Here is a 22374-nt window from a genome sequence, read left to right on the forward strand (position 1 = left end):
GAGTGGATATGGGCCTAGGGTGAGTGAAGGTGCAAGCATGACCGCCTTTGAAGATGTATATTGGTGGTCCAGGGATGGTTTGCGGCTCCACGCGCGTGATTATCCTGGCGAAAGGGGCGCGCCGCCGGTGCTGTGCCTGCCCGGGCTTACGCGAAACGCGCGCGACTATGATTTGCTCGCACGGCGGATTTCCGCCCGCCATCGGGTCCTGGCGATCGACCTGCGCGGACGAGGCGAGAGCGCCTACGCGAAGGATCCGATGAGCTATGTCCCGCTCACCTATGCTCAGGACATCGCCGGCTTTTTGGAAGAGCAGAAGATCGACCGTTTCATTGCGGTTGGCACGTCGCTGGGTGGCATCGTCACCATGTTGCTCGCGGGCATGTTGCCCGGGCGGATCGCGGGCGCATTGCTGAATGATGTCGGGCCTGAGGTCGATCCTGTCGGCTTGGCAAGGGTACGTGGCCATGTTGGGCGCTCCAGCACGTGGCCGACCTGGATGCATGCTGCCCGCGCCGTTCAGGAGGCTCACGCCGATATTTACCCTGACTGGGGCATCGAGGATTGGCTGGCGATGGCCAAGCGGCTTTACAGGCTCAACAGTGCTGGCCGCGTAGTCATCGACTACGACCTCAAGATCGCCGAGCCGTTCCGCGTTCCCGGAAATGAAGCCGGTGCGGATCTCTGGCGCGCACTGGCTGCGCTCGGCACCGCTCCGGTCCTGGTGGTGCGAGGAGGCAGGTCCGACATCCTCACTACACGCGTTGCCGAACGCATGGTGGCGTCGCTACCGAATGCGGCGTTGGTCACCCTGCCGGGCATCGGTCACGCACCAACGCTTTCGGAACCCGGAGTTCAGGGGGCGATTGATCGACTGCTCGCCCAGGCGGCGGAACCGGCAAGCACTTGAGGCGTCAAGGAAGCTCCCGCTCAAAAGGAGCTTTCATGTTCGATCGATCCGACGCGCATACCGCCGTCACGCCGCTGGCCGGCCGCCGCGTCCTGGTGACTGGCGGAACAACGGGTATCGGGCGAGCTATCGCCGTCCTCCTCGCAAGCGAGGGTGCGCGCGTCTTCATCTGCGGTCGCGACGAACAACATCTACAGGATGCCCTCACACGCATTCGCGAGGTTGGGGAGGGCGATGGTATCTCCATCGATCTTGCCGAGGAGAGCAACGTCGATCGCCTGTTCGACGCGGCCAAGGAATATCTCGGCGGGCTCGACATCGCAGTGATCAATGCCGCGCGCGGCGCCGAAGGTCTGACCGACACGAGCGAGGCGGACTTGCGCTATACGATCGGCAGCAACTTCACCGCCTATCTGCTCTCGGCTCAAGCCGCCACGAAGGCGATGGGTGCCCATGGCAAGGATGCTAAGGGGCAGGGGGACATCGTCCTGATTGGATCCATGAGCGCCTATGTTCTCGGCAAGGAGTCGACCGTCTACGCCGGCATCAAATACGGCATCCAGGGCTTCGCCATCGCGCTTCGGCGGGAACTCGGAACCAAGGGCATCCGTGTCTCGCTCGTGGAGCCCGGCCTGACGGGCAGCGACATGGTCGAAGGCACCAGCGAGGAGCAGGCCGAGCGTATCCGCAAGGAAGAAATGCTGCGCGCCGAGGACATCGCCGTCGGGGTTCACTATTTGCTCACCCAGCCGCGCCGCGCCGTTGTGCAGCAAGTGACCATCTCGCCGCGAATGCAGGATGAGGAATGACCTTCCCGCTCGATCATCTGGTTTTCACACCCAACGACGTTGATCTGTCCCGCTCGCCATTGGCGGGGCAGATCGATGAGGAAACCTACGTACTCGGCGCCTTCAACCCCGGCATGACCCGGTTGCCGAATGGCAATCTCCTGCTGATGGTTCGCATCGCCGAGGCTCTCCGGACTCCCATTCGCGACGGCCACGTTCGGGCGATCCGCTGGGATCGTGGCGCCTACAGGCTCGATCCTTGGCCGCTGCAGCTCGTCGACACGGCGGATCCGCGCAAATTCTTGATGCGGGGCGGCGGCTGGAAGGTGATGGCGCTGACCTCGCTGTCATGGCTTCTCCCGGTCGAGCTGGATGCGGAGGGCAGGCGGGTCGAAGCTGTCCACTACGACCGCGCCATCGCCCCGCGAGCCAGTTACCAGAATTATGGGGTCGAGGACGCCCGCATCAGCCGGGTTGGGGATCGCTACCTGATGACGACTTGTTCCGTCAGTCCGGAGCGCCACTCTACTACTCTCTATACCAGTGCCGATGCCGCCGACTGGCAGCTAGAAGGCATCGTCCTCGATCATCAGAACAAGGACATGCTGATCTTCGAAGGATTGATCGGCGACCGCTATTGGGCGCAGACCCGTCCGCTCGGCGACCTCTATTTCGCCTATCCCCCCGGCAGCGAATGGCGCGCCGGGCCATCGATCAATCTCGCGTCTTCGCCCGACGCCTTGCACTGGAAGCCCAGCGATCATCCGGGCATCCGCCCGCACGCTGCGACCGTCGCCACGGCACGAATGGGTGGCGGTGCGCAGCCCCTCCTGACCGACCAGGGATGGCTTACCTTGTGGCATGGCGTCGAACCGTCCGGCGTTGTCGGCATCTACCGGACATACTGGACCCTGCTCGACAAGGATGAGCCGTGGCGCACGTTGCACACGCAGCACCAAGCGCTCCTGGAACCGAATGCCGAACTCACCGCCCCGCTTAAGGACCAGATGTACCTTGATAACGTCGTATTCACGACGGGTCTCGTTGACGGTGGTGATCACTGGATCGTCGCCAGCGGGGAGGCAGATCTCGCCTGCCGGATCACTCACATCCCGAAGGACGTGATCTCGCCAGCGTAGCGCCAGGCAAGCGCCACGTTCAGGCGCAACTTGCCGCTGTTGAACGTTGATCAAGCGCCTTGATCGCCTATGCGGCTACGGTCAGTACCCGACCGGGAGCTGCGGCGCAGAGACGGATCCGCGCCGCGCCCGGTGTTGAATTGCTAATCAGCCGCGCGGTTCATTGGACCGCGGATCCGACGATGTCCGTTCCTCGGCAGTGCGGTCGGTTCCCGAGCTATTGGTCGAGCCGGTGCTCGATTGCGTCGTTGATGTACCAGAGCGGCGGGAGTTGCGCTCCGAGCCGCGCCGGGATGTCGAGGTCGTTGCGTCAGTGTGACCGTGCCGGCTCATCGTGGCGTCCGACGTCCCGGTCTGCCCCGCTCGATCGGTCATCGTGGGACTGGACAGATCCGTTTGTGGTGACGTGGTGCTCGTCTGACCAGTTGTGCTGCCCGTGCCGGTAAGCGGGCCCGTTTGGTTGATCGTCCCGCCGGTACCGGTCGGCATACCTGTTTGGCCCATGTCGGTGCCCGTGGTCGTGCCGGTCTGTCCCGTCGAGCTTCCTGTCCCGCCAGTACCGCCAGTACCGCCAGTACCGCCGGTACTTTGCGCAATCGCAGCCGCTGGCAGGAGCAAGGCTGCCAGGCCGATCATCTTGATTTTAGGCATTTTGGCTCTCCTAAATAGCCTGAGCATCAACCCGGCGGCGACCGGCGCCGTTCCTGTCAAGAAGAGCGAAATTGCATTAACATGGGTATAGGTTCGGCCGCATCGGATCGTCGGTTCGATGCTCCGGACCCTGTTTCACGTGCATGCTCTGTGCGATGCCGAAGCTACGAGTATAGGCCGTACTCCCTGCTCCCGCACGAATGATGAGAACAATGCGCGAGTGTCTCAACTTTTTTGCCGTTCGCAGCTACATCGCGTCGCCTGATGCCTCAGCCAGTCTCCATCCTTCACCTCCACTCCACCTTCGATCTGGGTGGCAAGGAGGCTCGCGCCGTCCGGCTTATGAACGCCTTCGGAGATCGCGCGCGCCACACTATCGTTTCGGGAATGCCGGGTCGCTATGGCGCGCGGGATCGGATCGCGAAGGGGATCAAATATGAGATCGCTCAGGATCCCCCCCCGCTGCAGGGGCGCCCATCAGTGGCCCGATACGACGCTCTTGCCCGCTACATGCGACGCTTTGATCTTGTGCTCACCTACAATTGGGGCGCCATTGATGGCGTGATGGCACGGCGCGTCTTCGGCCGTGGTGTGCCGCCGGTGGTGCATCATGAGGACGGCTTCAACGAGGATGAAGCCAATGGCCTGAAGCGGGAGCGCAACCTGTATCGCAGGTTGGCGCTGTCGGCCGCGCACGGACTGGCGGTGCCATCCTCGTCCCTGGAGCGGATCGCGCTGGAGACATGGAAGCAACCGGCGTCGAAAGTTCACCGTATCATCAACGGGATTGCCACCGGGCTGTATACCGGCAAGCCCGACCCTAAGGGCATCCCCGGCTTCGTGCGCAAGCCTAAGGAGACGGTGATCGGCGCGGTAGCTGGCTTGAGGGCAGTTAAAGACCTTCCCGCGCTCGTCCGTGCGGCGGGCGGGTTGTCCTCCCGCTTCCGGTTGGTCATCGTTGGCGAGGGCCCCGAAAGGGCGGCCATCGAACAGGCCGCAATGGCAATGGGGATCGAGGATCAGCTGGTATTGCCCGGGTTCCTGGACCGTCCCTACCGCTTCCTCGGTCACTTCGACATGCTCGCACTTTCTTCCCGCTCAGAGCAGTTCCCGATCTCCGTGGTGGAAGGGATGGCCGCCGGCCTCCCGATCGTCTCACCACCTGTCGGTGACGTGCCGGCAATGGTGTCGGCCGCGAACGCGCCGTTTATCACTGAATATCATGGTGAGGTTCGTTTGCGTGATGCGATGCAGGCGCTCATCGCTGATCCGGAGCTTCGACGCAGCGTCGGTGAGGCAAACCGGCGCAAGGCGCAGGCCGAATATGACGAACAGCGCATGATCGCTCGCTACGCCGCGTTGTACGAAGCGGCGATGGGCCGGTCGGGTGCGCTTTCCTGATCCACGTAATTTTCTCGCGCCACGCAACCTTTCCGGCTAGGGCGCCTTATCCGTCTCATTGGAGGTAAAGCAAAGTCGTGGCATCTGCCGTGTTCAAGGGGCTGCAGCCCATCGTCTACAACGGCCGCGAGGTTTGGCCGCTGGTGGAGGGCGGAAAAGGAGTTGCGGCAACGAACCACGCATCGGCCGGCGCATGGGCGGCGGCTGGTGGCATCGGGACGGTAAGCGCCGTCAATGCCGACAGCTACGATGCCGAGGGCAAGATTGTGCCACAGGTATACCACGCGTTGACGCGGCGGGAGCGGCACGAAGAACTGATTGCTTACGCCATCGAAGGCGCTGTGCAGCAGGTCCAGCGCGCCTGGGAAATCGCCGGCGGCAAGGGCGCGATCAACATCAACGTGCTCTGGGAAATGGGTGGCGCGCAGCGCGTGTTGCAGGGCGTGCTTGAGCGGACCCGTGGGCTCGTCGCGGGCGTCACCTGCGGCGCTGGCATGCCCTATAAGCTCAGCGAGATCGCTGCCTCCTACAACGTCAACTATCTTCCGATTGTGTCGTCCGGACGAGCCTTCCGAGCGCTCTGGAAGCGCGCCTATTCCAAGGTCGCGGACCTTCTTGGTGCGGTGGTTTACGAGGATCCTTGGCTCGCCGGCGGTCACAATGGCCTTTCCAATGCCGAAGACCCGCTGAAGCCGGAGGATCCCTATCCCCGCGTGAAGGCGCTTCGTGAAACCATGCGTGAAGGTGGTATTCCCGATACCACGCCGATCATCATGGCTGGTGGCGTGTGGTACCTGCGCGACTGGAACCACTGGATCGACAATCCTGAACTCGGCGCGATCGCCTTCCAATATGGCACCCGTCCGCTACTCACCCAGGAAAGCCCGATTCCTCAGGCGTGGAAGGAGCGGCTGATGACGATCGAGGAGGGCGACGTCCTCCTGCACCGTTTCTCGCCGACGGGTTTTTATTCCTCGGCGGTGCGCAATCCGTTTCTGCGCAGCCTTGAAGCACGCTCCGAGCGGCAGATCGCCTTTTCGACACAAGAGGCCGGTGATCACGTCTTCCAGTTGGACGTGGGTGTGAAGGGCAAGAACTTCTGGGTGACCCGCAACGACCTGCTCCGTGCGCGCGAATGGTTCGGCCACGGTTTCACCGATGCCCTGAAGACGCCTGACAACACGCTGGTCTTTGTCACGCCGCAGGAAAAGGCAGAGATCCGGAAGGATCAGGCGGACTGCATGGGCTGTCTCAGCCAGTGCCTGTTCTCAAGCTGGGCTGATACCGAAACCAATTCCACCGGGCGCCTGGCGGATCCGCGCAGCTTCTGCATTCAGAAAACCCTGCAGGAAATTGCCCATGGCGGTGACACGGAGGCCAACCTGATGTTCGCGGGTCACGCTGCCTATAATTTCAAGCGCGATCCCTTCTATTCCAACGGCTTTGTGCCGACGGTGAAGCAGTTGGTCGACCGGATCCTGACGGGCGATTGATCCTTCGGCAGCGGCGACGCCGTTTGGCTCAGGCAGGCAGAGGTGGGGAACGGCCCCTCATCTGCCTGTCATCCGCGACATGCGGAATATGGTCCGCCGCCCATATCTGATGCTGGCGAGGCGCGGAGCCTCGGTCGCTAATTTCAGATCCAGCCCTCAAGCACTTGGTCGGGCGGTCGATGGCCGTCCGCCCACATCCGGATATTCGCGATAACTTTCTCGCCAGTGGCGAGCCGACCCTCGTAGGTCGCTGATCCCATGTGCGGGGTCATCACCACGTTGGGAAGTGCCAAGAGCCGTGGATCAATCACCGGTTCGTGGGTCCAGACATCTAGACCTGCCCCCGCCAGCTTTCCTTGTTCCAGTGCATCGATCATCGCGTCTTCGTCGACGATCCCGCCACGGCTGGCGTTGATCAGATAGACGTGTGATCGCAGAAGGCTGATCCGGCGCGCGTCGATCAGGTTTTCGCTATCTGCATTTCGGGGCGTGTGGATCGTCAGAATATCAATCCCGCTCAGCATCTCGTCGAGATTGGGATGCCATTGCGCCTGGAGCTCCGCCTCCACCACCTTGGGCAGGCGATGACGGTTGTGGTAATGGATGGATAGCCCGAAGGCTCGCGCCCGACGTGCGACCGCCTGTCCGATCCGTCCCATTCCGACAATGCCGAGCGACTTGCCGCCGATGCGATGGCCCAGCATGCCGCCGGGGCTCCAGCCCTTCCATTCGCCGGAGCGTACCAGCTTCTCTCCTTCGGCGAGGCGGCGCGGCACGGACACGATCAGCGCCATGGTCATGTCGGCCGTATCTTCAGTAAGCACGCCCGGCGTGTTCGTGACGATGATCCCACGGGCGCGGGCAGCTTTAAGATCGATATGGTTCACGCCCGCGCCGAAGTTGGCGATCAACCGCAGCCGTTCGCCAGCGCCCGCGATCAGTTCGGCGTCGATGGAGTCCACGACCGTGGGCACCAGCACATCGCAATCGGCCATCGCGGAGGCGAGTTGTTCTCGCGACATGGCGAGATCGGAGCGATTGTTGACGGTGTCGAACAGTGCCTCCAGCCGATTCATTGTGGTGTCCGGCAGCTCGCGGGTTACAACGACCCGAGGGTTGGGGCATCGGCGGGTTTCAACCATGGTTCTGGCTTGGCGAAGCTGTGCATCCGCGTCAACGATCGGTTGAATGCCCGCAGTCCACCGGGCTAGGGGAGGGTGTTATCGACAGGGGGGCAACGATGCAGCGATGGACCGCGGGACTGACGGCACTTGCCGTTATTGCCGCGTTGGCGGGGGGCGATGTCGCTGCGCAAGCCGGGAAAGAGCGGCCGAAGCCACCCTATTTCGCCTCGATCAGTGCCGGAAAGGCGCGGATGCGTTCCGGGCCGGGCCGATCCTACCCTGCAACATGGCTCTATGTGCGTGCCGACCTGCCGGTACGGGTGGTTGATGTCTTCAAGGAATGGCGGAAGGTGGAAGACCCCGGCGGCGAGCAGGGATGGATGCTGGGAACGCTGATCAGCAGTACGCGAACTGCGATCGTGCAAGGCGCAGTAACGGAGATGCGGGACCGGCCCGCCTTTGGCGCGCGCGTACTCTGGCGTGCAGAACCCGGCGTGGTGGGTCGGGTAAGCCAGTGCGCCCGAGGATGGTGTCGGTTCGATGTGCGCGGCCAAGCCGGCTATGTCGAGGCAACGCGCCTGTGGGGAGTTTCGCCTGAGGAGACGCTGCCGTGATCGAGGGCTTTGACATCAGCGCGTTTGTTCGCGCAACCTTGGCGGAGGATCTTGGCCCCGGCGTGGATGTCACGTCAGAGGCGGTCATCCCGGCTGACGCTCGCTTCGATGCGCTCATGGCCACGCGCGATGCAATCACCGTCGCTGGGCTCGACATCGCAGCGGCCTTTTTCCGGCACCTCGATCCCGCAGCTACGATAGAGCCGCTGGTTGAGGACGGCATGAGAGTATCCAGCGGTACTGGCTTGATGCGGATCAACGGGCTTGCTCGTGCTCTGCTGACTGCCGAGCGCTCGGCTTTGAACACTGTTCAGCATCTGTCTGGTATCGCCACCATGACGAGCTTGTACGTCGATCGTATCGCTGGAACCGGTGCTGTCTTGCTCGACACGCGCAAGACCCTGCCGGGCCTTCGCGTGCTGGAGAAATACGCGACCCGAATGGGAGGCGCCAGAAATCATCGCATGGGGCTTTGGGACGCTGCGATGATCAAGGACAATCACGTTGCCGTTGCAGGCGACGTTGCGGAAGCAGTCCGTCGCGCTCGCACCGCGGGTATCGCCGAAATCATCGTTGAGGTTGATCGTGTCGACCAAATCGAGCCCGCGATAAGCGCTGGCGCGACACGCCTCCTGCTGGACAATATGCCAGCCGCGGTTCTCCGCGACGCTGTTGGCCTCATCAACGGCCGCGTTCCTGCGGAAGCATCAGGAGGGGTGTCGCTCGAAACGATCCGCGACATTGCCGGTACTGGTGTGGACTTCATCAGCGTTGGCCGGCTCACCCAGTCTGCTCCCGCCGCAGACATCGGTCTTGACTTCGCGTTGGCTTGAACGGCGAGCACATCGAGGTTGCGCAGCGCATGACGATTGTGGCCTTCACGTGGCCGCCGCACATGACAGGCTCGAGCCGTAGCCGCGGGTTAATCCGCATCGAGAGGGCCGTTGGCGACGCTGCAATGAGTGGAGTGAGGTAAATGATACGTTGGTTGGGTCTGGCGCTTGCCATGGTGCCGGGTGTGGCAACGGCGCAGGCGTACCAGTGCAATGTGCCGGACGCGACGATGCTGACGGTCCGACCGGACCTGCCAAGCGAGCGTGAGCCACAGCGCTTGCTGCCGATCGGTCACTACACGCTCGCGATCAGCTGGTCCCCGCAATATTGCCGCCAGCCAGACCGGGCAGCGCGGTCCCGCTTTCAGTGTGGCGGCTCCAATCGCTTTGGCTTTGTCCTGCATGGGCTATGGCCTGATGGTGTGGGCAAGGAGTGGCCGCAATATTGCAAAGCCACGTCGCTGCTTTCTGAGCGAACCGTGCGGGCGAACATCTGCTCCACTCCTTCGGCACAGTTGCTGCAGCATGAATGGGCAAAGCACGGGACTTGCATGGCCGGAGAAACCCCCGACAGCTACTTCGCGAAGGCCACTGGCCTTTACCGTAAGCTGCGCTACCCGGACATGGTGTCGCTGTCCCGTCAGCCGCTATCGGCCGGAAAGCTCGCAACCGCCATCGCTCGTGTAAACCCCGGTATGCGCGCGGACATGATGAAGATCACCACCGATCGCCAGGGCTGGCTCGACGAGGTGTGGATCTGCATGAACAAGCGGTTTCAATATGCTCGATGCCCGGCGCATCAGGGCGGCGTGAAGCCGAACGCGCGCGTTCGGATCTGGCGCGGCCCGCGCTGATCCAGGCCCGCGCGAATTCAGAAAGAACAGTAGTGGAGCCGGACCGAGCTACGCTGGCCGGCTCCAAAAGAAGTTCAGCGCTTCCGCGTCAACTCCCGCATGGCATCGTCCAATCCTGCCAAAGTGAGCGGGTACATACGGTCGTTCATCAGTTCACGAATGACCTTCACCGATTGTGAATAACCCCATTGCGCCTGTGCGACGGGGTTCAGCCACACCGCAGCGGGATAGGTTGTTGTCAGGCGGTTCATCCAAATCGCGCCCGACTCTTCATTGAAGTGTTCCACCGAGCCGCCGGGATGGGTGATCTCATAGGGGCTCATCGAGGCGTCGCCGACGAACACCAACTTATAATCGTGCGGGAATTTGTGGAGCACATCCCACATAGGCGTGCGTTCGGAGAAGCGCCGCTTGTTATCTTTCCAGACCCCCTCGTAGGGGCAGTTATGGAAGTAAAAAAACTCGAGGTTTTTGAATTCGCTGGTTGCTGCTGAAAACAATTCCTCACAGAGCTTCACAAACGGGTCCATGGATCCGCCGACGTCGAGGAACAGGAGCAACTTCACGGCATTCCGGCGTTCCGGACGCATGTGAACGTCAAGCCATCCCTGACGCGCAGTCCCATCGATCGTGGCGTCGATATCGAGTTCGTCTGCGGCGCCTTCGCGAGCAAACTTGCGCAAGCGTCTGAGCGCAATCTTGATATTGCGCGTGCCAAGTTCGCGCGTGTTGTCGAGGTTCTTGAACTCGCGCTGGTCCCAAACCTTCAGCGCGCGCTTCTGCTTGGATTCGCCGCCGATGCGGACGCCTTCGGGATTGTACCCGGAGTTGCCAAAGGGTGAGGTGCCGCCGGTGCCGACCCACTTGTTGCCGCCCTGGTGCCGCTTTTGCTGCTCTTCGAGGCGCTTCTTCAGCGTCTCCATGATCTCCTCCCAGGAGCCGAGCGACTTGATCGCCTCCATCTCCTCCGGAGTAAGAAACTTCTCGGTGATCGCCTTCAACCAGTCCGCCGGGATCTCAGCGCCTTCCTGGGCGAAGCTGGTTTCGATGCCCTTGAATACCTTGGCAAAGACCTGGTCGAACTTGTCGAGGAGGCCCTCGTCTTTCACGTAAACCGATCGAGACAGATAGTAGAAATTCTCTGGCGTGCGATCGATCACGTCCTTTTGAAGCGCCTCCAGGAGGAGCAGGTGCTCCTTCATGCTTGCGGGTATCCCCGCCACGCGCAGCTCATCAAGGAAGTTGAGGAACATCGGCAATCCGCCCCATCATCTGCTTTTGTCATCCTGATGACAGAGTTGGCGGCATCGCGCCAGCGCATGAGGCGCTGACTAAGGGTTCAACGGCCGCTACAGCCATGTTCCATGGTGACGGCACCCACGCTTCCTCCGCCACCGGCCTTGATTTCGGCCGGTCATTGTCTCCTTCTGGATTTCGACGGCACGCTGGTCGACCTGGTCGACAGGCCCGATGCTGTTGTTGTGGACCGCGCTCTGATTGAGCTTCTGCAGTGCCTTACTGGAACCTTTGAGGGGCGTCTGGCCTTAGTGAGTGGGCGGTCGGTGGCGCAGATCGAGGGTTTCCTCGGGCATGCGGTTCCGGGGATCGCGGTTGTTGGCAGCCACGGCGCCGAGCTGCAGGTCCTCGGCAAACGGATCACTCCGGCCCGCCCCGCCGCCCTTGATGAGGCGGAGAGGACATTTTCCGCGGCCTTCGCGGACGAGCAGGGGGTGTTGATCGAAGTGAAATCCCTTGGAGTTGCAATCCACTACCGGATGGCGCCGGAGCAAGACGCGACCGCTCGCCGGCTGGCCCAGCAATTTGCCGGCAGGGACGGGTTGGTTCTGCAATCTGGCAAGATGATGGTGGAGCTTCGTGCAGGTGGCCACGATAAAGGAACCGGCATCACCTCTTTGCTCACCCACCCGACCTTTGCCGGCCATATTCCCGTTTTCGTCGGCGACGACGTGACTGACGAAGCCGGCTTCGTCGCGGTTGCGGAGGCAAATGGCGTTGGGGTCCTGGTGGGGCCGACAAGAGCCACGGCTGCGAACCATCGGTTAGATGATGTGGCGGCTGTCAGGACATGGCTGGGAGCCGCTGCATGACCGCCACAATGGATCTCTGGCCAATCGGCAATTGCCAGGTCTCGGCCTTGGTTGATCGTGCTGGCCGCTTCGTGTGGGGCTGCTTGCCCCGAGTGGATGGCGACCCGGCATTCTGTTCGTTGCTGGACGACAAGCCGCCTGCAGGGCAGGATGCGTTCGGTTTCTGGGAGATCGACATCGATCGGCCCCGCGAAACGACGCAACGCTATCTGCGAAACACACCCATTCTCGTGACACGCCACGAGGATGAGAATGGTAGTGCCATTGAGGTGATCGACTTTTGTCCGCGTTTTGCGCGGAACGGCCGAAAGTACCGCCCTGTCGCCTTTGTACGCATCGTTCGACCAGTAGCCGGCAGTCCTCGGGTCCGTATTCGCCTGCGACCCGCCGCAAATTGGGGCGAGAGGCAAGCGCAGACCACACGCGGTTCAAACCATATCCGCTACCTCTTGGACAATGGCGTCGTCCGCTTGTCGACCACCGCGCCCGTTGGCTGGATCGAAGACGAACGAATGTTCCGGGTAGAGCGGCCGCTCTATTTCTTCCTGGGCCCTGACGAAAGCTTTTCCGACGACATCGCCATGTCGCTCGAGAACATGCTCGATCGTACCGTAGAGGAATGGCAGCATTGGACGCGGAGCTTGGCCACGCCCCATGAATGGCAGGAAGCGGTCATCCGCTCGGCCATCACCTTGAAGCTTTGCCAGCATGAAGAAACAGGCGCGATTGTTGCCGCTTTGACTACTTCCATCCCTGAGCATGCTGGATCCCAGCGGAATTGGGATTATCGTTATTGCTGGGTCCGCGATGCCTATTATACCGTGCAGGCGCTGAACCGTCTTGGCGCCCTGGACGTGCTTGAGGGCTATCTCGAATATCTCCGTAATATCGTGGACAACGCGAAGGACGGGCACATCCAGCCGCTCTATGGCGTAGGTGGAGAGGCGACGCTCATCGAGCGTGAGGCCCCGGCGCTCAATGGCTATCGCGGCATGGGGCCAGTGCGGGTAGGCAATCAAGCGTATGAGCAGATCCAGCATGATGCCTACGGACAGATCGTCCTCTCCAATGCTCAGGCGTTTTTCGATCATCGGCTGTTGCGTGTGGCCGGGCTTGATGACTTCGAAGCTCTTGAGCCGGTAGGCGAACGCGCATGGGAGAAGTTTGACAAGCCGGACGCGGGTTTGTGGGAATTGCGCACCAAGAGTCACGTTCACACATATTCGGCCGCGATGTGCTGGGCGGCGTGTGACCGGCTTGCAAATGCTGCCGAAGCCTTGGCCCTCTTCGAGCGTGCTATTTTCTGGCGCGACCGCGCGGACCAGATGCGCTCGCGGATCGAAGCGGCCGCCTGGCGTCCTGAAACGGAGCGGATGTCAGCTACGTTCGGGGGTGATGACCTCGACGCCAGCCTGTTGCAGCTTCTCGATCTCCGCTTCCTCGCTCCGGACGATCCGCGTTTCCGATCGACCCTCGATGCGGTGGAGGGAGGGTTGAGGCGTGGATCGCACATGCTCCGCTACGCAACCGAAGACGATTTCGGCCTGCCGCATACTGCATTCAATGTTTGCACGTTCTGGCTGATTGAGGCGCTTCATTTCACCGGGCGGGATGCTGATGCGCGCGCCCTCTTCGAGGAGATGCTGTCGCGGCGCACGCCCGCCGGCTTGCTATCCGAAGACATCGATCCGGTTACCGGTGAGTTGTGGGGCAATTACCCGCAAACCTATTCCCTCGTCGGCGTGATCAATTGTGCCGTGCTTCTCAGCAAGCCGTGGAGCGCAATCCGATGAGCCGTCTGATCGTCATCTCGAACCGGGTGTCAGCGCCCACTGCGCAACAACCAAGTGCGCAGGGCGGACTGGCCGTCGCGCTAACCGCGGCGCTGCGGGAGGCGGACGGGATCTGGTTCGGTTGGTCGGGCGAGACCGGTGATACCGGCGAACTCCGCTTCGAAACCTATGACGGCGTTACCTCGGCCACGATCGACCTGCCCGAACAGGACGTCGAAGAATATTACGACGGATACGCCAACCGCACTCTTTGGCCGCTCTTCCACTACCGACTTGGGCTGACCGAGTTCGAACGGGATTTCCAAGGTGGCTATGAGAGAGTGAACCGCCTCTTCAGTGAAGTCATCAGCCCTCACATCGAGCCGGATGATCTGGTGTGGGTCCACGACTACCATATGGTGCCGCTCGGATGGATGCTGCGGCAGAAGGGGATCAAGAACCGGCTCGGTTTCTTTCTCCACATCCCGTGGCCACCGACGCGGCTGCTGATCGCATTGCCGGAACACAAGCGGCTGGTAGAGGCACTGTTTGCCTATGATGTAATCGGCTTTCAGACCAGGGAATGGCTCGAGACGTTCCACGACTACGTGGAACGTGAAATGGGTGGGACGATTGGGCCGGATGACGATGTCACCGTTGGCGGGCGAACCATCAAGGCGATAGCCTGCCCCATCGGCATCGACGCTCGCGAATTCATTGCTGCCGCAAATGGAGAAAAGGCCGCCGCAACACTGAGCCGAATGGTTGAAAGCGTCAGCGGGCGTGATCTGATCGTTGGAGTGGATCGGCTCGACTATTCCAAGGGGATCGAAGAGCGCTTCAATGGCTATCAGCGCTTTCTCGAAACCCGGCCAGACCGGCGGACCAACGTCTCGCTGCTACAGATCGCACCTCCCTCCCGCGCTACTGTTCAAAGCTATCAGGAGATCCGCGCGAGCCTCGACGCGCTTTCAGGACGCATCAATGGCGCGTTTGCAGAGATTGACTGGGTGCCGCTTCGTTACGTCAACCGCGGTTTGCCACGGGACGTGCTCGCTGGCGTGTATCGCGCTGCTCGTGTCGCACTCGTGACACCGCTGCGCGACGGAATGAACCTGGTGGCGAAGGAGTTTGTCGCTGCGCAGGATCCTGAAGATCCCGGTGTGTTGATATTGTCGCGCTTCGCCGGCGCGGCAGAGCAGCTGGGTGAAGCACTTCTGATCAACCCCTACAGTCCCGACGAGACGGCGGACGCCATCGAGCACGCGCTTGCCATGCCGCGGGACGAGAGGATCGCGCGCTGGCAGAAGATGTACGACAATGTCCGGCGTGAGGACGTAATCTGGTGGAGACGCCGCTTCACGGATGCTCTGGCCGCAGTCGAGTTGACGCCAGCTTAGATCCCGGGACCGCGGTATGGCTTGCGCTTGTTGAGCGGTCATAGGCAAGGCGCGGTCATGACCTGTCGAATCGGCGCATTTGGCGCTTTGCTTCTCGCCACTCCTGCCATTGGGCAAACTGCGCCCGACATCATCGTCACCGGACGCGGGCTTGACGATCGAGCTGGAGACCGAGTGGCCAGCGTGGTGACGATCGACGCAGGCCGCGTCGCCGCGAATGCGAGTGATCGGCTTGAGAGTGTGCTGGCGGACGTTGCCGGCCTCCAGCAATTCCGTCGATCGGATTCTCGTTCCGCCAATCCGACGAGCCAGGGCATCTCGCTTCGTGGCATCGGCGGCAATGCCTCCAGTCGCGCGTTGCTAGTGCTTGATGGCGTGCCTCAAGCTGACCCGTTTGGCGGATGGGTGCCATTCCCCGCTTATGCGACAGATCGCATCGGCCGCATTCGCGTGACGCGCGGGGGCGGAAGTGGCTATTTCGGTCCTGGCGCACTCGCCGGCACGGTGGAACTGGAGAGCGCCAGCCCGCGCGAGCAGTCGATATATTCGGGCTCTATCGCTTACGGCAGCCGCGACTCTGTCGATGCCCAGGCGTCTGGCGCTTTTGTCGCCGGTCCAGGATTTGCGTCGATCTCCGCGGCTTATGCAAGTGGCGACGGCTTCGTGCCGGTTGTTGCGCGCTCCAGAGGCGCCGCTGATCGTCCCGCGGCTTACGAGCAAGCATCCGCGGCTCTGAGGGGGGTGGTGCAGCTTTCAGCCGACACGGAGCTCCAGGCAAATGTCAGTGCCTTCACCGACAAGCGTGATCGGGGGACGGCATTTACCGCCAATCGCAGCGAGGGGGCGGATGCCAGCATTCGCGTGGTTGGTCGCGGCGCGTGGGGCTTCTCCGCGCTCGCCTATCTGCAAGCGCGCGCGTTCGCATCGCAGTTTGCGAGTGTCCCTGCTGATCGCGCCTCCGCCACGCAGACGCTGGACCAGTACAACACGCCTGCAACAGGATTGGGCGCCCGCTTCGAGATCGTGCCTCCTGTCGGTGAGGGAAGGGACCTGCGGCTTGGCGTCGACGTGCGCGATGTCGAGGGGCGCACCCAGGAAAATTACACTTATGTAGCCGGCCTTCCGACCCGGCGCCGCATCGCCGGCGGGAACAGCCGCACCGCGGGGCTGTTTTTTGACAGCACGGTGGAGACCGGTGCCTTGACGCTCACACTAGGCGGCCGGGTGGATCGTTGGCGGATCGCCGACGGGCGGCTGAGCGAATATACGCTGGCGACTGGCGTTCCGATCACGATTGCGAACTACCGCGACCGTACGGGCACGGAGTGGACGGGCCGGGTGGGCGCCGCCTTTGCTGCTGCCGACAGCGTTGTATTGCGCGCGAGTGGCTATCGCGGATGGCGATTGCCGACGCTGAACGAACTGTACCGTCCTTTTCGCGTCGGCGCTGATGCCACTTCGGCCAACGCATCGCTGCGCCCCGAGCGTTTGACCGGCGTCGACGGGGGCCTGTCGATTACGCCGGTCGTCGGCCTGTCTCTTAGCGCTACCGCCTTTTGGAACCGGCTCGAAGACGCGATTTCGAACGTGACCGCTGGAAATGGCCCGGGCAACTTCCCCGGCGTCGGCTTTGTCAGTGGAACCTACCGGATCAGGCAAAATCTGGATGCGATCGAGTCCACAGGCTTCGAATTCGACGCTCGCTGGGCGGCGGGACCCGTTTCGGTCGCGGCCTCCTGGAGCCACGTGGACCCGCGAGTGCAATCGTCAGGTTCGGCGAGGGCGCTAGACAACCTTCGGCCGGCGCAGACACCTCTGGATCAGGTGTCCGGAACTTTGGGATTCAACAAGGACGGATGGGCCGCTTCTGCAACCTTGCGGCACGTCGCACGTCAGTTTGAGGACGACCAGAACAGTCGGACGCTCGCGCCCGCAACGACGCTGGACGGCTACCTGGCCGTACCCGTTACCCCGGGTTTGGCTATTGAGCTCCGCGGGGAAAATCTGTTCGACCAGCAGGTTGAGGCGGGCATCAGCGGCGCCGACATCGTAGAACGGGCAACCCCGCGTACGCTCTGGATCGGCATGCGCGTGCGTCGTTAGATTGAGCCCTCGGGAGCGTTGCAGGTCATCCCGCATCCTCCCGAAGCTGGTCGATCTTGGCGTATATGCAGCTCATCAACGCGTCGATCACCGCAGGGCAGGGCTCATCGGGCTCGATGATCCGGCGGTGAAAAACGCCCGACGCGATCGTGTGGATCATCTCCGCCAGACGGTTGAAGCGCTCCGGATCGGTGCCGGCCGGCACCAGCAACTGCAAGGCGGCGGTAAGCTCACGCCGTAATCGCTGCTGCAGATTGCGCGCGATGTCTGCGATCCGCTCGTTTCGGGTGGCTTCAGCCATGATCTCCGCGACCAAGCGTCCCCCATCTGCCGGCTCTTCACACGCCACGAAGTCGCGGATCCAGCCGCGCACTGCTTCCGGATCACCGGACGCGCCCGCCGCGCACAAGCCGCTTTCTGACAGAAATTCCTCGAGATCGCGCTCCACGATCGCGGCGACGATCGCCTCTTTGTTGGCGAAGTCACGATAGATCTGCCCCACGGCAATTCCGGAGGCTTGGGCGATCTGAGCGATGCCCGTTCCGTGGAAACCGTGCGCGGCGAATGCCTGACGCGCTGCCTGGATCAAGTTTTCACGTCGTGCGTTTGCCCGGCTGGTGCGCGCACTAGGCGGGGCGGTGCTGCACTGGTTGATGGCTCATCTCCCGTACTTGACGCTTCACCTAGTTCGCAGTAGCAGCAAACGTGAGTGAACGATCACTCACATATCACAGAGAACAATATGTCATTCAAGAGGGTCGCGCTTTCGGCGCTGCTGCTGGCCTCCGTGTCTGCATGCGGGGGGCAGAACGACCAGGTGCAGCAGGGACAACAGCAGGCGGGACCGCCGCCCGTCAGCTTCGTGGCCGTGCAACCGCAAGCGGTGACGCTTACGACGACGCTGCCCGGACGGACTGCGCCGTATGAAACGTCCGAAGTGCGCCCGCAGGTGAATGGCCTCATCCTTGAGCGCTTGTTCCGTGAGGGCGATCAGGTCAGGCGGGGCGCGCCGCTCTACCGCATTGACACTCAGCCTTATCGCGCCGCGGTGGCTAGTGCCCGGGCGGCGCTGGCGCGTGCGCGAGCCGCCATTGCCTCCAGCGCGGCGCTACAGCGGCGTTATGGTGAGTTGGTGAAGATCAATGCGATTTCTCGCCAGGAGTATGAAAACTCGATCACTGCCGCTCAGCAGGCGCAGGCGGATGTAGCCGCGCAGCAGGCTGCGCTTCGAAGCGCACAGATCGACCTGGAGCGTACAACGGTGCGTGCTCCGATTTCCGGCCGCATCGGTCGCGCCCTTGCTACGACGGGCGCGCTCGTGACGTCCGGGCAGACGACGCCACTTACCACCATCCAGCGTCTCGATCCCATTTACGTCGATGTGCCTCAATCCAGTGCGGACCTTTTGAGGCTGCGTCAGCAGATTGCAGCCGGGAATCTTTCCCGGGACGGCGGCGCTGCCCGTGTTCGGCTCCGCCTTGAGGACGGCTCGCTTTATCCGATCGAAGGAACACTCCAGTTCGCCGACGTGACGGTTGACCCAGCTACGGGTACCCAGACGATCCGCGCCATCTTCGACAATCCGCGCGGTCTGCTGCTTCCGGGCATGTACGTCCGTGCCGAGCTGGTCGAGGGTACCGAGCCTGACGCCCTGCTCGTGCCGCAACGTGCCGTTCAGCGGGATGAAAAGGGCCAGCCTACCGTGATGGTGGTGGGGCAGGGCAACAAGGTCGAGCAGCGGACGCTTACGGCGCCACGCACGATCGGTGATAACTGGCTGGTCACGGCTGGCCTAAAGGCGGGCGATCGGGTGATCATCGAGGGTGGAAGCATGCTTCGCCCGGGCATGCCAGTGACGCCGCAGCCATGGAACCCTAACGCAAAGCCTGCGCAGCCCGGTGGTGGGAGACAGCCCGGCGGTGCGGGACAGCCGGCGCAGGGCGCCCAGGCACAGGCGAAGTAACCACACATGGCACGTTTCTTTATCGATCGACCCATCTTCGCATGGGTGATCGCGATCGTCATGATGTTGGCGGGCGTGATTGCCATCCGATCACTCCCGGTCGCGCAATTCCCTCAGATCGCGCCGCCGACGGTGTCGATTACTGCCACTTATCCCGGTGCCGACGCCCAGACCCTCGAGCGCACCACCACGCAGATTATCGAGCAGCAGCTTCGCGGCATCGATAACCTGCGGTACTTCTCGTCGTCGTCATCATCGGCGGGTGTGCTGTCGATCACGCTGACGTTCGAACAGGGCACAGACCCTGACATCGCCCAGGTCCAGGTTCAGAACAAGCTACAGGCTGCCACGCCGCTGCTTCCACAAGAGGTGCAGCAGCAGGGCATTCAGGTGCAGAAGTCCGCTGCCAGCTTTCTCGTGATCGTCGGCCTGTATTCGCAGGATGGATCGCACACCGCGACCGATCTCGCCGATATGGTAGTGGCTCGCCTTCAGGATCCTGTCAGCCGTGTGACCGGCGTGGGTGAGCTCCAGGTGTTCGGCTCGCAATATGCGATGCGCATCTGGATCGATCCGATCAAGCTGAACAACTATCAGCTGACGATCGCTGACGTTTCGACAGCGGTGCGCGCGCAGAATGCGCAGGTATCGGCCGGTCAGATTGGTGCGAAGCCGGCGCCTGCCGAGCAAATGCTCAACGCCACTGTCTCCGTGCAGTCGCGTCTGCAAACGCCGGAACAGTTCGGGGCCATTCGTCTGAAGACGAATGCGGACGGCGCCGTGGTTCGGCTGCGCGACGTGGCGCGGGTTGAACTTGGAGCCGAGAACTACGGCTTTGATACACTGTTCAACGGCAAGCCGGCCTCGGGCTTCGGCGTGCGCTTGGCGGCGGGCGCAAACGCGCTGTCGACCGTCGATGCCGTGAAGGCAGAAGTGGAGTCGATCGCGAAGGGGCTGCCGGCTGACGTGAAGGTGGTTTACCCGTTCGACACGACGCCGTTCGTGCGGCTTTCGGTCGAACAGGTCGTCCACACGCTCGTCGAAGCGGTCGTCCTCGTGTTCCTCGTGATGTTCCTGTTCCTGCAGAACTGGCGAGCCACCATCATCCCGACCATCGCGGTGCCGGTGGTGCTGCTTGGCACCTTCGCCGTGATGTCGGTGGCAGGCTATTCGATCAATACGCTGACCCTGTTCGGCATGGTGCTGGCGATCGGCTTGCTGGTGGACGATGCCATCGTCGTCGTGGAAAACGTCGAACGCCTCATCGTTGACGAAGGATTGAGTCCCAAGGACGCCGCCCGCAAATCGATGGACGAAATTTCGGGCGCGCTGGTCGGCATCGGCATGGTGCTCTCCGCAGTGTTCCTTCCTATGGCTTTCTTCGGTGGGTCGACAGGCGTGATCTATCGCCAGTTCTCGATCACCATCGTATCCGCGATGATCCTGTCCGTGCTGGTTGCGCTGATCCTCACGCCAGCGCTCTGCGCGACAATCCTGAAGCCGCACGATCCCAGCAAGCATGAGGGCAATGGCATCTTCGCCCGGTTCTTCCGCTGGTTCAACGCGACCTTTGAGAAAGGCACGGTCCGCTACGAGAGGGGCGTGAAGAAGACGGCGCGCAGCTGGAAGCGCTCGATGCTGGTCTATGCATTGATCGTGGGTGGAATGGCGTTCCTCTTCATGCGTCTTCCCACCGCCTTTCTGCCGGATGAAGACCAAGGCACCGTCGTGGCGCTGGTGCAGGGCCCTGCGGGCGCGACCAGCGCGCGCACGGACAAGGGTCTGGATCTGATCCGCAGCCATTTCCTGGAGGAGCCCGGCGTCCAGTCGGTCTTCACGATCAACGGCTTCAGCTTCGCCGGCCAGGGGCAGAATGCGGGTCTCGCCTTCGTCAGCCTGAAGCCTTGGGACGAGCGTGAAGGCGCCGAGAACAAGGCGCAGTCGATCGTGGGCCGGGCGATGGGCGCGTTCTCTCAGTACAAGGACGGCATGATCTTCGCGCTGGTGCCGCCCGCCGTTCAGGAATTGGGGAACGCCACCGGGTTCGACGTTCAACTGGTCGACACTGCAGGGATCGGACATGAGCGACTGACGCAGGCGCGCAACATGCTCCTTGGCATGGCCATGCAGGATCAGCGGGTGGCGCAAGTGCGACCCTTGAGCCTGGAGGACGCGCCTCAGCTCAAGATCGACATCGACCAGGACAAGGCACGTGCGCTTGGGCTCGATATCGCGTCGATCAATTCCACGATCGCGACGGCCTGGGGCGGCGTCTACATCAATGACTTTATCGACCGCGGTCGCGTGAAGCGGGTCTATGTCCAGGCTGATGCGCCGTATCGACTGAAGCCGGAGGATCTCGCCAGCTTCTATGTGCGGGGCACCGAGGGGCAGATGGTGCCGTTCACCGCCTTTTCCACCATCTCATGGGCGAACGCACCAGTGCAATTGACGCGGTACAACGGTCAGCCCGCGATGCAGCTGCAGGGGTCGCCTGGCGCAGGTGTCAGCACCGGCGGCGCGATGGAAGCGATCGAGGAGATGCACGCCAAGCTGCCGCCGGGTACGGGGCTGGAATGGACTGGTCTGTCCTATGAAGAACGGCTGTCGGGCGGCCAGGCGCCGGCGCTTTATGCCTTGTCGCTGCTGATCGTGTTCCTCTGCCTGGCTGCGCTTTACGAAAGCTGGTCTGTGCCGATCGCCGTCATGCTGGTGGTGCCGCTTGGCGTCATCGGGGCGCTTCTGGCGGCCACGCTGACGGGGCTGAACAACGACATCTATCTTCAGGTGGGCCTGATCACGACGATCGGCGTCGCGGCAAAGAACGCGATCCTCATCGTGGAGTTCGCCGAGGAGCGGATCGTCGAAGGGATGCGGCCGTTCGATGCCGCGGTTGAAGCGGCACGGCTTCGATTGCGGCCGATCCTGATGACCAGCCTGGCCTTCGTATTTGGCGTGCTGCCGTTAGCGCTATCCACCGGCGCCGGCGCTGGCGGACAGAATGCGATCGGCCGCTCGGTTGTCGGGGGCATGCTGTCCGCGACGGTGCTCGCGATCTTCCTGGTGCCGATGTTCTTTGTCGTGGTCTCGCGCCTGTTCGGCCACGGGAAGGACCATGACGGCGATCAGAATGTGAACAATTACGAACCGTTGCGCGATCCCGAGGGTGATGGTGACGGGGCGCGGGGCGATACGATCGCGCCGCGGGGAGCATGATTGAC

General features: G+C 62.4%; 18 protein-coding genes. 14 read left to right on the forward strand and 4 right to left on the reverse strand.

From position 1 onward, the window contains the following. Positions 1 to 37: 37 nt before the first annotated feature. The 3 genes from LQ954_RS05360 to LQ954_RS05370 are packed head-to-tail and all read left to right on the forward strand — an operon-like array spanning position 38 to position 2837. Positions 38 to 910: an alpha/beta fold hydrolase gene (locus LQ954_RS05360; RefSeq protein WP_227770498.1), complete on the forward strand. Its 873-nt coding sequence runs from the start codon at positions 38 to 40 to the stop codon at positions 908 to 910. Positions 911 to 945: 35 nt separating this feature from the next. Continuing rightward, positions 946 to 1719, forward strand: a complete 774-nt coding sequence (locus LQ954_RS05365; protein ID WP_231022265.1) for an SDR family oxidoreductase — start codon at positions 946 to 948, stop codon at positions 1717 to 1719. Next, entirely contained in the window at positions 1716 to 2837 is a 1122-nt protein-coding gene (locus tag LQ954_RS05370) for a glycosidase (protein WP_231022266.1), read from the forward strand. Before LQ954_RS05365 ends, LQ954_RS05370 begins: the two co-directional genes overlap by 4 nt. A gap of 147 nt (positions 2838 to 2984) precedes the next feature. On the opposite strand, the gene LQ954_RS05375 is transcribed toward LQ954_RS05370, so the two are convergent. After that, positions 2985 to 3488, reverse strand: a complete 504-nt coding sequence (locus LQ954_RS05375) for a hypothetical protein (protein ID WP_231022267.1) — start codon at positions 3486 to 3488, stop codon at positions 2985 to 2987. Positions 3489 to 3752: 264 nt separating this feature from the next. On the opposite strand from LQ954_RS05375, the gene LQ954_RS05380 reads away from it, so the two are divergent. Together LQ954_RS05380 and LQ954_RS05385 are read left to right on the forward strand one after the other, a co-directional pair. Beyond that, the gene (locus tag LQ954_RS05380) at positions 3753 to 4889 is read left to right on the forward strand and encodes a glycosyltransferase family 4 protein (protein WP_231022268.1); all 1137 of its coding nucleotides are present in this window, start codon (positions 3753 to 3755) and stop codon (positions 4887 to 4889) included. Between the two features lie 89 nt (positions 4890 to 4978). Then, positions 4979 to 6382 (forward strand): NAD(P)H-dependent flavin oxidoreductase, encoded by a 1404-nt coding sequence (locus tag LQ954_RS05385; protein WP_227771061.1) that lies wholly within the window; start codon positions 4979 to 4981, stop codon positions 6380 to 6382. A gap of 143 nt (positions 6383 to 6525) precedes the next feature. Here the strand turns inward: LQ954_RS05385 and LQ954_RS05390 are convergent, their stop codons facing one another. After that, complete coding sequence (locus tag LQ954_RS05390; protein WP_227770493.1) at positions 6526 to 7524, reverse strand: 2-hydroxyacid dehydrogenase; 999 nt, start codon at positions 7522 to 7524, stop codon at positions 6526 to 6528. 98 nt (positions 7525 to 7622) lie between these two features. On the opposite strand from LQ954_RS05390, the gene LQ954_RS05395 reads away from it, so the two are divergent. From LQ954_RS05395 to LQ954_RS05405, 3 genes are all read left to right on the forward strand, one after another. Next, on the forward strand, positions 7623 to 8120 hold the full coding sequence (locus LQ954_RS05395; RefSeq protein ID WP_227770492.1) for an SH3 domain-containing protein: 498 nt from the start codon (positions 7623 to 7625) through the stop codon (positions 8118 to 8120). Beyond that, positions 8117 to 8953, forward strand: a complete 837-nt coding sequence (nadC, locus tag LQ954_RS05400; protein ID WP_231022269.1) for a carboxylating nicotinate-nucleotide diphosphorylase — start codon at positions 8117 to 8119, stop codon at positions 8951 to 8953. The genes LQ954_RS05395 and nadC overlap by 4 nt, the downstream gene beginning before the upstream one ends. Positions 8954 to 9096: 143 nt before the next feature. After that, the gene (locus tag LQ954_RS05405) at positions 9097 to 9807 is read left to right on the forward strand and encodes a ribonuclease T2 family protein (RefSeq protein ID WP_231022270.1); all 711 of its coding nucleotides are present in this window, start codon (positions 9097 to 9099) and stop codon (positions 9805 to 9807) included. A gap of 74 nt (positions 9808 to 9881) precedes the next feature. On the opposite strand, the gene LQ954_RS05410 is transcribed toward LQ954_RS05405, so the two are convergent. Next, positions 9882 to 11060 carry a vWA domain-containing protein gene (locus tag LQ954_RS05410; protein ID WP_227770489.1) on the reverse strand — a complete coding sequence of 393 codons (1179 nt, stop codon included), beginning with the start codon at positions 11058 to 11060 and terminating at the stop codon, positions 9882 to 9884. Positions 11061 to 11171: 111 nt separating this feature from the next. Here LQ954_RS05410 and otsB point away from each other — a divergent pair, with 111 nt between their 5' ends. The 4 genes from otsB to LQ954_RS05430 are packed head-to-tail and all read left to right on the forward strand — an operon-like array spanning position 11172 to position 17190. Next, positions 11172 to 11915: a trehalose-phosphatase gene (gene otsB, locus LQ954_RS05415; RefSeq protein ID WP_227770488.1), complete on the forward strand. Its 744-nt coding sequence runs from the start codon at positions 11172 to 11174 to the stop codon at positions 11913 to 11915. Next, positions 11912 to 13708 carry a glycoside hydrolase family 15 protein gene (locus tag LQ954_RS05420; protein ID WP_227770487.1) on the forward strand — a complete coding sequence of 599 codons (1797 nt, stop codon included), beginning with the start codon at positions 11912 to 11914 and terminating at the stop codon, positions 13706 to 13708. The genes otsB and LQ954_RS05420 overlap by 4 nt, the downstream gene beginning before the upstream one ends. Then, a complete protein-coding gene (locus tag LQ954_RS05425) occupies positions 13705 to 15087 on the forward strand; it encodes an alpha,alpha-trehalose-phosphate synthase (UDP-forming) (protein ID WP_231022271.1) in 1383 nt (460 codons plus the stop codon). Before LQ954_RS05420 ends, LQ954_RS05425 begins: the two co-directional genes overlap by 4 nt. Before the next feature lie 57 nt (positions 15088 to 15144). Then, the gene (locus LQ954_RS05430; RefSeq protein ID WP_231022272.1) at positions 15145 to 17190 is read left to right on the forward strand and encodes a TonB-dependent receptor; all 2046 of its coding nucleotides are present in this window, start codon (positions 15145 to 15147) and stop codon (positions 17188 to 17190) included. A gap of 25 nt (positions 17191 to 17215) precedes the next feature. On the opposite strand, the gene LQ954_RS05435 is transcribed toward LQ954_RS05430, so the two are convergent. Then, positions 17216 to 17779 carry a TetR/AcrR family transcriptional regulator gene (locus LQ954_RS05435; RefSeq protein ID WP_227770484.1) on the reverse strand — a complete coding sequence of 188 codons (564 nt, stop codon included), beginning with the start codon at positions 17777 to 17779 and terminating at the stop codon, positions 17216 to 17218. A 153-nt stretch (positions 17780 to 17932) separates the two neighbouring features. On the opposite strand from LQ954_RS05435, the gene LQ954_RS05440 reads away from it, so the two are divergent. Beyond that, positions 17933 to 19153 carry an efflux RND transporter periplasmic adaptor subunit gene (locus LQ954_RS05440; RefSeq protein ID WP_231022273.1) on the forward strand — a complete coding sequence of 407 codons (1221 nt, stop codon included), beginning with the start codon at positions 17933 to 17935 and terminating at the stop codon, positions 19151 to 19153. 6 nt (positions 19154 to 19159) lie between these two features. Beyond that, a complete protein-coding gene (locus LQ954_RS05445) occupies positions 19160 to 22369 on the forward strand; it encodes an efflux RND transporter permease subunit (protein ID WP_231022274.1) in 3210 nt (1069 codons plus the stop codon). Positions 22370 to 22374 lie beyond the last annotated feature (5 nt).

The sequence above is a fragment of the Sphingomonas sp. IC-11 genome (genome assembly GCF_021043365.1).
Classification (GTDB): Bacteria; Pseudomonadota; Alphaproteobacteria; order Sphingomonadales; family Sphingomonadaceae; genus Sphingomonas.